Annotated in this window: 13 protein-coding genes; 8 read left to right on the top strand and 5 right to left on the bottom strand. The window is 67.0% G+C overall.

Annotated elements, in window-relative coordinates; all coding sequences use genetic code 11:
* The first annotated feature begins 76 nt into the window (after positions 1-76).
* Positions 77-1,555 carry a carbohydrate porin gene (locus ACVK00_RS09060; protein WP_284895382.1) on the top strand — a complete coding sequence of 493 codons (1,479 nt, stop codon included), beginning with the start codon at positions 77-79 and terminating at the stop codon, positions 1,553-1,555.
* Between the two features lie 93 nt (positions 1,556-1,648).
* Here ACVK00_RS09060 and treA read toward each other — a convergent pair whose 3' ends face one another.
* Positions 1,649-3,370, bottom strand: a complete 1,722-nt coding sequence (treA, locus tag ACVK00_RS09055; protein WP_284895383.1) for an alpha,alpha-trehalase TreA — start codon at positions 3,368-3,370, stop codon at positions 1,649-1,651.
* 319 nt (positions 3,371-3,689) lie between these two features.
* Between treA and ACVK00_RS09050 the strand changes: the two genes are divergently transcribed.
* Both ACVK00_RS09050 and ACVK00_RS09045 read left to right on the top strand, forming a co-directional pair.
* Complete coding sequence (locus ACVK00_RS09050) at positions 3,690-5,078, top strand: MFS transporter (RefSeq protein ID WP_228908157.1); 1,389 nt, start codon at positions 3,690-3,692, stop codon at positions 5,076-5,078.
* 348 nt (positions 5,079-5,426) lie between these two features.
* A complete protein-coding gene (locus ACVK00_RS09045) occupies positions 5,427-6,638 on the top strand; it encodes a winged helix-turn-helix domain-containing protein (protein ID WP_284895384.1) in 1,212 nt (403 codons plus the stop codon).
* 102 nt (positions 6,639-6,740) lie between these two features.
* On the opposite strand, the gene ACVK00_RS09040 is transcribed toward ACVK00_RS09045, so the two are convergent.
* Together ACVK00_RS09040 and ACVK00_RS09035 are read right to left on the bottom strand one after the other, a co-directional pair.
* The gene (locus ACVK00_RS09040) at positions 6,741-6,959 is read right to left on the bottom strand and encodes a DUF1653 domain-containing protein (RefSeq protein WP_284895385.1); all 219 of its coding nucleotides are present in this window, start codon (positions 6,957-6,959) and stop codon (positions 6,741-6,743) included.
* A 55-nt stretch (positions 6,960-7,014) separates the two neighbouring features.
* Positions 7,015-7,458, bottom strand: a complete 444-nt coding sequence (locus ACVK00_RS09035; RefSeq protein WP_284895386.1) for a GNAT family N-acetyltransferase — start codon at positions 7,456-7,458, stop codon at positions 7,015-7,017.
* A gap of 152 nt (positions 7,459-7,610) precedes the next feature.
* Here ACVK00_RS09035 and ACVK00_RS09030 point away from each other — a divergent pair, with 152 nt between their 5' ends.
* From ACVK00_RS09030 to ACVK00_RS09015, 4 genes are all read left to right on the top strand, one after another.
* Positions 7,611-7,871 (top strand): type II toxin-antitoxin system Phd/YefM family antitoxin, encoded by a 261-nt coding sequence (locus tag ACVK00_RS09030; RefSeq protein WP_012366507.1) that lies wholly within the window; start codon positions 7,611-7,613, stop codon positions 7,869-7,871.
* The gene (locus ACVK00_RS09025; RefSeq protein WP_284895387.1) at positions 7,868-8,134 is read left to right on the top strand and encodes a Txe/YoeB family addiction module toxin; all 267 of its coding nucleotides are present in this window, start codon (positions 7,868-7,870) and stop codon (positions 8,132-8,134) included. Before ACVK00_RS09030 ends, ACVK00_RS09025 begins: the two co-directional genes overlap by 4 nt.
* Positions 8,135-8,253: 119 nt before the next feature.
* Positions 8,254-8,877 (top strand): HAD hydrolase-like protein, encoded by a 624-nt coding sequence (locus ACVK00_RS09020; RefSeq protein WP_284895388.1) that lies wholly within the window; start codon positions 8,254-8,256, stop codon positions 8,875-8,877.
* 393 nt (positions 8,878-9,270) lie between these two features.
* Positions 9,271-9,843 carry a DUF4142 domain-containing protein gene (locus tag ACVK00_RS09015; RefSeq protein ID WP_354123272.1) on the top strand — a complete coding sequence of 191 codons (573 nt, stop codon included), beginning with the start codon at positions 9,271-9,273 and terminating at the stop codon, positions 9,841-9,843.
* 121 nt (positions 9,844-9,964) lie between these two features.
* Here the strand turns inward: ACVK00_RS09015 and ACVK00_RS09010 are convergent, their stop codons facing one another.
* On the bottom strand, positions 9,965-10,564 hold the full coding sequence (locus tag ACVK00_RS09010) for a GNAT family N-acetyltransferase (RefSeq protein WP_228908161.1): 600 nt from the start codon (positions 10,562-10,564) through the stop codon (positions 9,965-9,967).
* 87 nt (positions 10,565-10,651) lie between these two features.
* A complete protein-coding gene (locus ACVK00_RS09005; RefSeq protein ID WP_175654465.1) occupies positions 10,652-11,566 on the bottom strand; it encodes a LysR family transcriptional regulator in 915 nt (304 codons plus the stop codon).
* A 109-nt stretch (positions 11,567-11,675) separates the two neighbouring features.
* On the opposite strand from ACVK00_RS09005, the gene lysA reads away from it, so the two are divergent.
* Complete coding sequence (lysA, locus tag ACVK00_RS09000; RefSeq protein ID WP_175790424.1) at positions 11,676-12,914, top strand: diaminopimelate decarboxylase; 1,239 nt, start codon at positions 11,676-11,678, stop codon at positions 12,912-12,914.
* The last annotated feature ends 571 nt before the right edge of the window (positions 12,915-13,485 follow it).

Below are 13,485 nucleotides of genomic sequence, written 5' to 3'. Positions count from 1 at the left end.
CGCCGCCCGCCCCCATGCGATCGCCTCACGCCGCCACCTCGCCAGCCTGACCAAGTATTCAAGTAACGGAGCACACATGAAGAATCGTTTCGAACCCGCGCGCAAGCGCCGACTCGATGCGCTCGCGGCGCTTATGCTGTCGCTCGCCGCCGCACCCGCATTCGCGCAGTCGGCGTCGCCAGCCGCAGCCGAACCGACGGCCGAGGCCAGCGACACCGCCGCCGCCCAGGCCGCCGATGCCGCCGCGCCCGCCCCCACCGGCTTCTGGGACCGTTCGAACCTGTTCGGCAACATGGGCGGCCTGCGCGACGTGCTCGGCGACCACGGCGTCACGCTGAGCCTGCAGGAAACCAGCGAATACCTGTACAACGCCGCGGGCGGCACGCATCGCGGCGGCGCGTACCAGGGCGTCACGCAATTCGGCTTCAACGTCGATACGGAGAAGGCGATCGGGCTGCCGGGCGGCACGTTCAACGTGTCGGGGCTGCAGATCCACGGCACCAACCTCACGCAGCGCTACCTGCAGACGCTGCAGACCGCCACCGGCATCGAGGCGAATTCGACCACGCGGCTGTGGGAGCTCTGGTACCAGCAGGCGTTTCTCGACGGCAAGGCCGACGTGAAGGTCGGCCAGCAGAGCGTCGACCAGGAGTTCATGGTGAGCCAGTACGCGGCGACGTTCATGAACGCGACGTTCGGCTGGCCCGTTCTGCCGGCGACCGACCTGCCGGCCGGCGGCCCCGCGTATCCGCTGTCGTCGCTCGGCGTGCGGCTGCGCGTGAAACCGGCCGACGCGTGGACCGCGATGGTCGGCGTGTTCGACGGCAACCCGGCCGGCCGCAGCGACGGCGACGCACAGTCGCTGAACGCGCACGGCACCAACTTCAACCTGCGCAGCGGCGCGTTCGTGATCGGCGAACTCCAGTACGCGCTGAACGCGCCGCCCGCCGATCCGAAGGCGCCCCAACCGGCCGGCCTGCCCGGCACGTACAAGCTCGGCTTCTGGTATCAGTCGCAGCACGCGAACGATCCGCGCTTCGGCACCGACGGGCTGTCGCTCGCGAATCCCGACAGCAACGGGATCGCCGCCACGCATCGCGGCAACTACGGCTTCTATGCGGTCGCGGATCAGATGGTGTGGCGGCCGTCGGCCGACAGCCCGCGCTCGGTCGGCGTGTTCGCGCGCGTGATGGGCTCGCCGGGCGATCGCAACGTCGTCGATTTCGCGGCGAATGCCGGCATCACGCTGAAGGCGCCGTTCGCCGGACGCGACAACGATACGGCCGGCATCGCGGTCGGCTACACGAAGATCGGCTCGCACGCGCGTGCGCTCGACGGCGACACCGGCACCTACACGACGCCCGGCTATCCGGTGCGTCGCGCGGAAACGGTGATCGAGGCGACCTACCAGTACCAGGTCACGCCGTGGTGGCAGTTGCAGGCCGACCTGCAGCACTTCTTCCGGCCGGGCGGCGGCATCCCGAACCCGAACGCGGCCGGCGCGCGCATCGGCGACGAAACGGTGGTCGGCGTGCGCACGACGATCACGTTCTGACGCACCGCGCAGGCGACACGGGCCGGACTGCCGCTTGCGCGGCGCTCCGGCCCGTTGTGCATTCAAGTGCTAGCGCGCGACGCACGCGCCCCGTCACTCGCCATACAGCCCGAGCAGTTTCAGCGTGACGCCGTTGGTCCAGCCGAAACCGTCCTGCAGCGGATATTCGCCGCCCCCGCCGCCGCCCGCGCCGGCCCCCTCGACCACGTACTTCTCGACGAGCTTGCCTTCCGTCGCATACACATGCTTCACGTCGGTCAGGAAGCGCGTGCCGATGTCCTTCGCGAGCGCCGGGTCGCCGTAACGGCGCAGCCCGTCGATCGCGATCCACTGGAGCGGCGCCCAGCCGTTCGGCGCATCCCACTGCTGGCCCGTGTTCTCGGTCGTCGTCGCGAGGCCGCCCGGCTGCAGCAGCGTCTTGCGCACTTCGCGCGCGGTCGCCTTCGCGCGCTCGGGCCACGCGACACTCGTGAACAGCGGATACAGCGCGGCGGCCGTCACGCCGTCGCGCGGCTTGCGCAACTGCCAGTCGTAGTCGCCGTAATAGCCGTGACGATTCCACAGATAGTGGTTGATCGCGGCCGCGCGGCGGCCCGCCCGTCCGGAGAAGTCCGCGACGCACGCGATGTCGTGCGTGACCGCGCAGCCCTTCACGATCGTCGTCTCGAGATGGAACATCAGGCTGTTCAGGTCGACCGGCACGATCGACGTCGTGCGGATCGTCGCGAGCGTCTTGCCGTCGCCGAACCAGCGCGAGCTGTAGTCCCAGCCGCTTTCGGCGCCCGCGCGCAGGTCGCGGTACACCTCGTTCGCGGGGCGATCCGGCACGACCTTCGCGGTCGTCACGTCCTCGAGATACGACTCGTCGCGCGGCGTGTCGCTCGCGTCCCAGTAGCGGTTCAGCACCGCGCCGTCCGGCATCGCGACCACGTGGCGCGCGGCCTGCCCGCGCGGCGTCGTGGTTTCGCCCTGCATCCAGTACGCATGCTCCTTGCGCAGCGCCGGCAGGTATTTCTGGTAGACCTTGTCGCCTTCGGCCTGCGCGGCGAGCGTGACCATGTACGCGAAGAACGGCGGCTGCGAGCGGCTCGCGTAGTACGTGCGGTTGCCGTTCGGGATGTGGCCGATCGTGTCGATCAGATGCGCGAAGTTGTCGAGCATGTCGTCGACGAGATCCTCGCGCCCCGACACCTGCAGCCCGAGCATCGTGAAATAGGTATCCCAGTAGTAGCCTTCGCGGAAGCGGCCGCCCGGCACCACGTACGGCTTCGGCATCGGGATCAGCGAACCGTACGGCGGCACCGTCGTGCTGGTGCGCGTGAGCTGCGGCCACAGCCAGTCGATGTGCTGGCGCAGCGTCTGGTTCGCGGGCGGCGTGACGCCGCCTGCCGGCGGCGGCGTGAAGTGCTGGTCGACGAACGCCTTCAGCGAGAAGCCCGGCTGCGACTTCTGTTGCTGATACAACTGCACGATCGTCGCGGGATCGGTATCGGGCGTCGCATCGACGAAGGTCTTCTGGTCGGGATAGAGCTGCGCGGTCTGCACCGCGACGAACAGGTCGCCGTAGAGCTGGCTCGGCGGCGGCAGCGTGCCGCCGGAGGCCGGATTCGCGAGCGCCGCCGAGGCTGGCATGGCCGACTGGCCGGCCGCGTGGTTCGCGCTGTCGGCTTGCGCCGCGCACCCGGCGACGGCCAGGTACGCGACGGCCAGGACGGCGGCCCAGCGCATGCGCGGCGCGGGCGCTGGTGCGGGAGCGAATGAGTGCGAGTGCGAGGCAGGATGCGATGCGGTCGATGCGGCACGACGTGACGTCATGACGTGTCCCCTCCTTTCGATGGTGAGTGGATCGGCAGGGGTCTCGTTCGCGCGTGCGCTCGTCTCGATGGCCGTCGATCGATGCGCGTCGTTGTATGTCGCAGATGAGTTCCGACTGTCGCACGAAACGCGCATCGCACGCAAGTTTGGCGGCCGGGCCCGCGCACGCGTGTCATGGGGGATGTCATGCGCCGCAGTCGTCTCTTTTGCCGGGCACGGTAACAGGAACGACTGTTGCAACATGCGAAACAGGCGTTGCCTCACGTGACGCAACGACCACATTGTGGGCATAATGGCGTCTTTACCGCGCGCCCTGCTCATGTCGCCCGTCTTTCTAGCACCGCTCATCGTTGCCTGTGCGTTGTTCATGGAAAGCGTCGACGCGAACATCATCGTCACCGCACTCCCCGCGATGGCGAGGGACTTCGGACACAATCCCGTCACACTGAACATTGCGATCACGGCCTACGTGGTCGGCCTCGGCGTCTTCATCCCGATCTGCGGATGGCTCGCCGACCGCTTCAGCGCGCGCTCCGTATTCCGCACCGCGATCGGCATCTTCGTCGTCGGCTCGCTGATGTGCGCGGCCTCCAACTCCCTCGGCGTGCTCACGTTCGCGCGCTTCGTGCAGGGCGTCGGCGGCGCGATGATGGTGCCGGTCGGCCGGATCATCATCTTCCGCGCGGTGCCGCGCTCCGATCTCGTGCGCGCGATGAACTACCTCGCGATTCCCGCGCTGTTCGGGCCCACGGTCGGGCCGCTCGTCGGCGGCTTCATCACGACCTACCTGCACTGGCGGATGATCTTCTTCATCAACGTGCCGATCGGCATCTACGGGATCTACGTCGCGAGCAAGCACATCGCGAACACGCACGAGCCCGACCCGGGCCCGCTCGACTGGTTCGGCTTCCTGCTGTCGGCGAGCGGCGCCGCGCTGCTGCTGATGGGCCTCACGCTGATCGACGGCTCGCTCACGTCGCGCGGCAACGCGATCATGATGTGCGCGGCCGGCGCGGTGATGCTCGCGCTCTACGTGCCGTACGCGCGCCGCAAGGAGCGGCCGGTGCTCGACCTCAGTTTCCTGAAGATTCCCACCTACCACGCGAGCGTGGTCGGCGGGTCGCTGTTCCGCATCGGCCTCGGCGCGGTGCCGTTCCTGCTGCCGCTCGCGCTGCAGGAAGGCCTCGGCATGAGCGCGTTCCACTCCGGGCTGATCACCTGCGCATCCGCGCTCGGCGGCGCGGTGAGCCGCTCGACGGCCACCCATACGCTGCGCCGCTTCGGCTTTCGCACGGTGCTGATCTACAACGCCGCGTTCGCGGGGCTCGCGATCGCCGCATACGGCGTGTTCCATCCGGGCATGGCCACCTGGGCGATCTGGATGATCGTGCTGGTCGGCGGCATCTTCCCCGCGCTGCAGTTCACGAGCCTGAATTCGATGATCTACGCGGATATCTCGCAGGCCGACGCGGGCCGCGCGACGAGCCTCGGCAGCGTCGTGCAGCAGATGTCGCTCGGGCTCGGCGTGACGGTCGCCGGCCTCGTGCTGCACGTGTCGCACTGGCTGCAGGGCCATCAGACGATGGTGTGGTCGGATTTCTGGCCCGCGTTCGTCGTGGTCGGGCTGTGTTCGTTCGCGTCGATTCCGATCACGCGGCGGCTGCCGCCCGGCGCCGGCGACGAAGTCGCGCGCGGCAAGCGGCAATGAACGGGCAAGGCTGAGGGGAACGGGCAGGCGGCTGAAAAAACCGGAAAACAAAAAAATCAGCGGACATCCACACGGGGCCGGTGCACAGCCGCATGGATGTCCGCTCAGGGCTCCGGGTCTCTCGTTGGGGGTTGAGAATCCCGGATCTACTTCCTGCGTGCCATGGACATATGTGCGTCGGAAGCGGAATCGTTGCGCGCACAATGCGTCGCGCCATGTCCGCACTATAAGGAAAGTCGCGTCGCGCATCTGTCAAGCATTGTCAGACGCCGTGCGTGCGTGCGCCGCACCTGTGCGCCGCTTTCGCGCTAAAGTGGTGCCCGACCGTCACCCTCAGCCGCCGCTCCGATGCTTACGCTCTCGCCTGCCGCCGCCCGCGCGCTGCATCTCGCCGCGCAGGGCCTGCTGACCCCGCCCCGCCGCAAGGCCACCAAGGCCGACGTGCTCGACACGATCCGCCGGATGGCGCAGTTACAGATCGATACCATTCACGTCGTCGCGCGCAGCCCGTATCTCGTGCTGTTCAGCCGTCTCGGCGACTTTGCCCCGCAGTGGCTCGACGAACATCTCGCCGAGGCGCGCCTGTTCGAATACTGGTCGCACGAAGCGTGCTTCCTGCCGATCGAGCAATTCGGGCTGATGCGCTACAAGATGCTCGATCCGTCGGGGATGGGCTGGAAATACGCGGCCGAATGGCACGAACAGAACCGCGCCGACATTGAACGGCTGCTCGCGCGGATTCGCGACGAAGGCCCGGTGCGGTCGGCGGATTTCATCCGCGAAGACGGCGTGAAGGGCAACGGATGGTGGGACCGCAAGCCGGAGAAGAAACATCTGGAAGTGCTGTTCACGACCGGCGACCTGATGGTGTCCGAACGCCGCAATTTCCAGCGCATCTACGACGTGCGCGAGCGCGTGCTGCCCGGCTGGGACGATGCGCGCGACCTGCCGCCGCGCGACGCGGTGCTGCCCGCGCTGCTCGACTACACGTGCCGCGCGCTCGGCGTCGTGCGCGCGGACTGGGTGGCCGATTACTACCGGCTGCCGCGCCGTTCGTACCGTGCGGAGCTCGAGCGCCTCGCGGACGCGGGCGAGCTGCTTCCGGTGGAGATCGCCGGCTGGGAGGAGCCGGCCTACGTGCATCGCTCGCTCGAGGCGCTGCTGCCGGCCGCCGCGGCCGACACGCTGCGCTCGACGGTCACGACGCTGCTGTCGCCGTTCGATCCGGTGGTGTGGGACCGCCGGCGTGCGTCGACGCTGTTCGGGTTCGACTACACGATCGAGTGCTATACGCCGGCGCACAAGCGGCGTTATGGCTATTTCTGCCTGCCGGTGCTGCATCGCGGCCGGCTGATCGGGCGCATCGACGCGAAAGCGCATCGCGTGCTCGGCACGTTCGAGTTGAAGGCGGTACATGTCGAGCCGGGCGTGCGGTTCGGCACGGGACTCGCGGCCGACGTCGCGAAGGCCGTGAAGCGGCTGGCGGCGTGGCATGGCACGCCGGACGTGACGGTCGCGCATGCGCCGCCCGAATTGATGAAGGCGCTGGCCGGGGCATGAGGCCGGCGGATTCACGGCGAGCGCCGAGCGGCGGCAATGCGCGTGGCGCTTGCCGCTTGCGCGTGTACGGCGACGCACCCGTTGCCAGCCGCCGCCTACCGCTCAGTCGCGCAGCTTGCGAAAACGTGGAGTGCCGTCCGGCAGGTTCTCGTTGAACATCGCTTCCGGGCGTACCCACAGGCCGCGCGCATGCGGCCACAGATGCTCGTACACGACCACCGATTCCTCGGTTTCGGAATGACGGGCGACGCCGATGTAGCGATACAGCCCGCCCTTGTAGTGACGATGCGTGGCGAGTTGTTCGGCGTCCTGTTCGGTCATGATCTGCTTTCCTTCGGCAAAAACGAAAGCGCGTATTGTATGCGCTCGCCGCGCGTCAGCGCTTCGCGTAGATGTCGGGGCGGCGGATCTCCATCAGCCGCTCGGGATTCGCGGACGGCCCGAACCCGACCGGCCGGTACAGCTCATGCGCATCGGTCGTCACGAGCATGATGCGGCGCAGGCTTTGCACCATCGGCTGCGCGAACACGTGATCGATCAGCGCGCGGCCGTAGCCGTTGCCGCGGTCGGCCGGCAGCACGAATACATCGCAGAGGTACGCAAACGTCGCGTGATCGGTCACGAGCCGCGCAAACCCGACGAGCCGGTCGCCGACATACGCGCCGAAGCACAGCGAGCCGTCGATCGCACGCTCGACGACGTCGCGCGGAATGCCCTGCGACCAGTACGCGTCGCGATGCAGGAAATCGAAGATCGCGTCGATGTCGAGTTCGCGCTTGTCGGTGGAAAATCTCAGCGTGGCGGTTGGGGCTGCGGGCACGTCGGCTCTCCGGTCGGATCGGGGCGGAGCAGCAACGATAGCGCGGCGCGAGGTAGGCGACAAGCGAGGCTGCATTCGACATGTACAACATTCCGTACAACACATTCGCCCGTGATATACTTGTACAGTTCAGAGTACAAGTGGAGTCAATCATGCGCACGATTCACTTTTCGGATGCCCGCGGCAATCTGAAGACGGTCATCGACCAGGTCGTCGACGACGCGGACGTGACGCTCATCACACGTCGCGACGCGCCGAACGCCGTCATCATGTCGCAGGAATACTACGACAGCCTGATGGAGACGGTTCACCTGCTCCGCTCGCCGGCCAACGTCGCCCACCTCGAACGCTCGATTGCGCAATTGCGCAAGGGCAAGGCGAAAGAGCACAAGCTGGCGGAGGACGATGAATGAGCGTACGCCGCGTGCTCTTCACTTCCGACGCGTGGGACGACTACGTTTATTTGCAAGGGCAAGATCGCAAGACACTCAAGCGCATCAACCAGCTCATTCGCGAAGCCCAACGGACGCCGTTCGAAGGCATCGGCAAACCCGAACCGCTGAAGGCCAATTTGTCCGGTTTCTGGTCACGCCGCATCGACGATACGAACCGTCTCGTCTACGAAGCGGACGATCTTCAGATCAGCATCGTGTCCTGCCGCTATCACTACGCGTAGCGTCAATCGCCCCACCTTCCTGCTGCCGATCACCCGCATCATGCGCAACCCGTCGTGCAGGCAACGAAGCTGAATTCAGTGATATCGTCGGCGGCTCGATGAACCTCCCGCATCACTTCATGCCCTATCGACTCATCGCGTTCGACTTCGACGGCACCCTCGCCGATTCGCTCGATTGCTTTCTCGCGGCGCTGACGGAGGCGTCGCGCAGGCACGGCTTTCGCGACGCGACGCCCGAGCTGCGCCCCGCGCTGCGCGGCATGTCGGCGCGCGAGATCATCCGCGCGCTCGAGGTGCCGATGTGGAAAGTGCCGAGCGTGACGATCGACATGCGCCGGCTGATGCGGCCGCGCATCGCGCACGTGAAGCTGTTCCCCGGCGTCGACGCGACCTTCGACGCACTCGCCGCGCGCGGCATCCGGATCGCGATCGCCACGTCGAACACCGAGGACATCGTGCGCGACCGGCTCGGCCCGCACGCGAGCCGATGCGTCGATACGTTCGCGTGCGGCATTCCGCTGTTCGGCAAGGCGCGCCGGCTGCGTGCGCTCGTGCGCGAAGCGGGCATGCAGCCCGACGACGTGCTGTATGTCGGCGATGAAATCCGCGACGCCGAAGCGGCTCGCCGTGCGCGCATCGCATTCCAGGGCGTCGCCTGGGGTTACACGGCCCCCGACGCGTTGCAGGCGCATTGCGCGACACCATTGCTGCCGCGTCTCGACGCACTGCTCGATCGCGTTTGACGGTGTCGTGCGCATCGCGCGCTCGATTCGACGCGTCGTGACGCAACCACCGATACTTGCCCGCAAGACGATGAAACGCCGATGACACGTGCGCACATCGCATTCATTGCATGCGCGTCGCGCACGCAAAAATTGCCGCCACGATGCACGCGACAGGTACGCACTACCTGTCCGCACGCGCACCCATCGATTCGTCTTACCAACCGTTACACAAACCACAGCGTGGTTGCACCTGCTACGGGATCGCTCTCCTAGAATCAGTCGGGCCGGGAAACACTTCGAACGCCGCCGCGGCAGAGCGGCGTCGAGTCCGGCCCGGGCGCGCCCGGTCTCTCGCACAGCCGCGGATCACGCGATCCGCCCATTAATCAGAGCCCCGATCGAGGAGGTCCTATGAACCGCTTTCCCCAAATCTCGCGCCTTGCATTGTCTGCCGCTGGCCTGCTTCTCGTCGCCGTGACGGCGACCGCGCAAACCGCTCAACCGGCGCCGGCCGCACCGACCGCCGCCACGCAAACGCGCATCCACGAAGCCGACCAGACCTTCATCACGGACGGCACGAAAACCGTGTCGACGCAGCACGACGCCGCACGCATCGCCGATTCGCGCACGTCGGACAGCCAGGTGAAGGCGTTCGCGCAACGCGTGTCGACCGACGATGCGAAGATCATCCAGGCGATGCGCGCGGCCAGCCCGCGCGGCGTCGACGTGCCGGCCAATGATCCCGACACGACCGTGCTGGACAGCATCAAGACCCTGCGCGGCGCGGAATTCGACAAGGCGTACATCGAGCAAGTCGCGCTCGCCGGCCAGCAGAAGACGATCTCGGCATTCCAGGCCGAAATCGCATCGGGCCGCGACACGAAGCTGAAGGAAGTCGCACGCCAGTCGCTGCCGATCCTGCAGGCCCACTACGCAGACGCGCAGAAGCTCGCGCAGCGTCATCACCTCGCATCGGCGCAGTAACGCCAGTAACGCCAGTCAGGCGATAACCCGCCGCGCAACCTGCGCGGCACCCCGCTTCCCCCCTCGTCGCGTCGCCGCCCCCCCTCTCCGGCGGCGCGACGCCTGCGGCACCCGGTTCGCGTTACGTCGCGAGCTTCGCCCGCAACCGCTCGCTCACCTCAGGCCATTCGTCATCGATGATGCTGAAGCGCACCGAATTGCGCTTGCGGCCGTCGGGCATGATCCGTTCGTGACGCACGATCCCTTCCTGCTTCGCGCCGAGCCGCAGAATCGCCGCGCGTGACTTCTCGTTCAGCTCGTCGGTCGTGAACTGCACCCGCACGCAGTGCAGCGTGTCGAACGCGTACGCGAGCAACAACCACTTCGCTTCGGTATTCGCGCGCGTGCGCTGCGCCGATTCGCTCAGCCACGTATGGCCGATCTCGAGCTTGCGATTGTTGCGGTCGATCTTCCAGAAACGCGTGCTGCCAATCGCGCGGCCCGACGCACGCTCGACGATCACGAACGGCATCACCGTGCCGGCCGCGCGGCCTTGCAGCGCGGTGTCGATATAGGCGTCGACCGTGTCTTCGCCCGGCACGACCGTGACCTTCAGATTCCACAGTTCACCGTCCGCCGCGGCGTCCAGCAGCGCCTGCCGGTCGGATGCTGCGAGCGGCCGCAATACGATGCGCGCGCCGGCAAGCGTCGGTTGTTCGAGAGAAGACGAAGCGTCGGTCATGACGGGTTCCGTTGCCGTGAAGGTGACGAGGAGGAGGACGCCGTGCGCGGCAAAACGCACATCGAAATGCCCATCATACGGCCGGCGTCAGCCGGGCAGCGCGGCGAGCCGTTGGCGAATCGCCTTCGCTTCGCCACGCAGCGCATCGGCGAAGGCGTCGACGAGCAGGCTCTTCGGCCGGTGCTCGGGCACGATCACGCTGACGCGATACGGAAACGAGCGCGTGAGCGGCCGCACGTGCAGGTCGCGCCCGACGAAATCGAGCGCGGTCAGCGGATTGACGATCGCGGCGCCGAGCCCCTGCCGCACGAACGCGCACACCGACACGGCCGACGGCGTCTCGACCACCGAACGCGGCGCGACGCCGAGCTGCGCGAACGCCTCGTCGATCAGGATCCGGTACGGGTCGTTCAGCGACAGGCTCACGAACGGACGATCGGCGAGATCCGCGAGATCGATCGCGCGCCGCGCGAGCAGCGGATGGCCGTCGGGCAGCACGCACACCTCGTCGACTTCGAGCAGCGGCGTGAGCACGGTGCCGGCCGGCGCGACGTCGTGTTCGGTCAGCCCGAGATCGTAGCGCTGCGCGGTCAGCCACTCTTCGAGCACCGGCGACTCCTGCGTCGCGACCGACACGCTGACGCCCGCATGCGCGTCATGAAAGCGCCGGCAGGCGCCGGGCAGGATCGCGTGCGAAAACGCCGGCAGCGCGATCACCGACAGCTGCCCGTCGCGAAACTCGCGCAGCCGCGCGGCCGTCGCCGCGACACGCTCGAGCCCCACATACGCGAGCCGCACGTCGTCGAACAGCGTGAGCGCGGCCATCGTCGGCCGCAGCCGGCCATGCGAGCGCTCGAACAGCGCGAAGCCGACCACCTGCTCCATCCGCGCGAGCTCGCGGCTGATCGTGGGCTGCGACGTATAGAGCATCTCGGCCGCACGCGTCGTGCTGCCGGTGACCATCAGCGCGCGGAAGACCTCGATGTGCCGGTGTGTGAGCATGGCTGCCTATATCAGAAATGAATCGAACATCGATAATCAGGCATTTTACTGTATAGACGAACAGGCGCATCATTCAGGCTGTCCGTTCATTCGCTTTGGTTCCTCCGCCATGTCCCTCGATTCCCGCCAGCTCGCGACGCTCGCGCAGCAATACGGCACCCCGCTGTGGGTGTACGACGCCGACGTCATCCGCGACCGTATCGCCCAACTGCGTCAGTTCGACGTGATCCGCTACGCGCAGAAGGCGAACTCGAACCTGCATATCCTGAAGCTGATGCGCGACGAACGCGTGTGCGTCGACGCCGTGTCGCTCGGCGAGATCGAGCGCAGCCTCGCGGCGGGGTTCAGTCCTGCAGGCGATCCGGAAGGCGTCGTGTTCACAGCCGACCTGATCGACCGCCCGACGCTCGCCGCCGTGCTGAAGCACGGCGTGACCGTGAACGCCGGCTCGCTCGACATGCTGGCACGCGTCGGCGAGCATGCGCCCGGCCATCGCGTGTGGCTGCGCGTGAATCCCGGCTTCGGCCACGGCCACAGCAACAAGACCAATACCGGCGGCCCGCAGAGCAAGCACGGGATCTGGATCGACGACGTGCCGCGCGCGATCGAGATCGTGCGCCAGTACGGGCTGAAGCTGGTCGGCATCCACATGCATATCGGCTCGGGCGTCGACTACGGCCATCTGTCGCAAGTGTGCGACGCGATGGTCGACCTCGTCACGTCGCTTGGCCACGACATCGAAGCGATCTCCGCCGGCGGCGGGCTGTCGATTCCGTATCGCGACGGCGAGCCGCGCGTGGACGTCGGCCACTACTTCAGCCAGTGGGATGCCGCGCGCAAGCGGATCGAACGGCATCTCGGGCATGCGGTGCGCATCGAGATCGAGCCGGGCCGCTTCCTCGTCGCCGAGGCCGGCACGCTCGTCACCGAAGTGCAGGCCGTGAACCACCGGCCGAAGCACGACTTCGTGCTGATCGATGCGGGCTTCAACGACCTGATGCGTCCGTCGATGTACGGCAGCTACCACGCGGTGTCCGTGCATGCGCCGGACGGCGCGCTGCCGGCCGGCCGGCCGCTCGTCGACATCGCGATCGCGGGGCCGCTGTGCGAATCCGGCGACGTGTTCACCCAGGACGCAGGCGGCGTGGTCACGCACCGCACGCTCGCGCAACCGCAGATCGGCGACCTGCTGTTCCTGCACGATGCGGGCGCATACGGCGCATCGATGTCCTCGAACTACAACAGCCGGCCGCTCGCGCCGGAAGTGCTGGTCGATCGCGGCACGCCGCGGCTGATCCGCCGCCGGCAGACGATCGGCGAACTGCTCGCGCTCGAAACGTTCGAGTAACACGCGCCTTCGCGCCGCGTTCGATCAACCGGACGCCAACGGCCAGGCTTGCCGCTACCGGCATGCCTGGCCGTTTTGCTTTTCGGCGATGGTGCTCGGAGCAACCGCTCGAGCACGGCGTAGCACCGGATGCTGCGCATCCCGTGCAACCGCAGCAGATCGCTTGCACCGTGTTTCATGCAAGGAGAAAAACATTCCATGCCGCGTGGAAAGTCCGTGCATTTTTGGAAGCACTTTCCTTTTTGACAAATCTAAGATTGCCCTCAGTCGTTCAGCATTTGCGTCACCGGACACGCATCGACGATGCAGCCGGTCTACCCCACTCGCAAGCCGCACGGGCACTCATGAACACGATGCTTGAACTCTTCGCCGCGCACCGTTACGCCACCGTGCGCGAACGCATGCCGTAACGCATCGCGGCAAACGGCTCGCGGCCTCTCGCGCCGTCTTTCGCCGTCTCTCGCCGCACCTTTCCCGCGCCGCATTCCACTGCGGCCTGCTTCCCGCCCACGGCGACGCCGCCCGTCGCCGCGGATACGTACGCCCAAAAATTTCGACAACGATGTTTCGA

It is taken from the genome of Burkholderia sp. PvR073, from assembly GCF_054055695.1.
This window is presented reverse-complemented; position numbering and strand designations above follow the sequence as displayed.

Bases quoted from the DNA above. Each gene is read 5' to 3' on its own strand.
- ACVK00_RS09060 (WP_284895382.1), top strand. From the start codon at position 77: ATGAAGAATCGTTTCGAACCCGCGCGCAAGCGCCGACTCGATGCGCTC.
- treA (WP_284895383.1), bottom strand. From the start codon at position 3,370: ATGACGTCACGTCGTGCCGCATCGACCGCATCGCATCCTGCCTCGCAC.
- ACVK00_RS09050 (WP_228908157.1), top strand. From the start codon at position 3,690: ATGTCGCCCGTCTTTCTAGCACCGCTCATCGTTGCCTGTGCGTTGTTC.
- ACVK00_RS09045 (WP_284895384.1), top strand. From the start codon at position 5,427: ATGCTTACGCTCTCGCCTGCCGCCGCCCGCGCGCTGCATCTCGCCGCG.
- ACVK00_RS09040 (WP_284895385.1), bottom strand. From the start codon at position 6,959: ATGACCGAACAGGACGCCGAACAACTCGCCACGCATCGTCACTACAAG.
- ACVK00_RS09030 (WP_012366507.1), top strand. From the start codon at position 7,611: ATGCGCACGATTCACTTTTCGGATGCCCGCGGCAATCTGAAGACGGTC.
- ACVK00_RS09025 (WP_284895387.1), top strand. From the start codon at position 7,868: ATGAGCGTACGCCGCGTGCTCTTCACTTCCGACGCGTGGGACGACTAC.
- ACVK00_RS09020 (WP_284895388.1), top strand. From the start codon at position 8,254: ATGCCCTATCGACTCATCGCGTTCGACTTCGACGGCACCCTCGCCGAT.
- ACVK00_RS09015 (WP_354123272.1), top strand. From the start codon at position 9,271: ATGAACCGCTTTCCCCAAATCTCGCGCCTTGCATTGTCTGCCGCTGGC.
- ACVK00_RS09010 (WP_228908161.1), bottom strand. From the start codon at position 10,564: ATGACCGACGCTTCGTCTTCTCTCGAACAACCGACGCTTGCCGGCGCG.
- ACVK00_RS09005 (WP_175654465.1), bottom strand. From the start codon at position 11,566: ATGCTCACACACCGGCACATCGAGGTCTTCCGCGCGCTGATGGTCACC.
- lysA (WP_175790424.1), top strand. From the start codon at position 11,676: ATGTCCCTCGATTCCCGCCAGCTCGCGACGCTCGCGCAGCAATACGGC.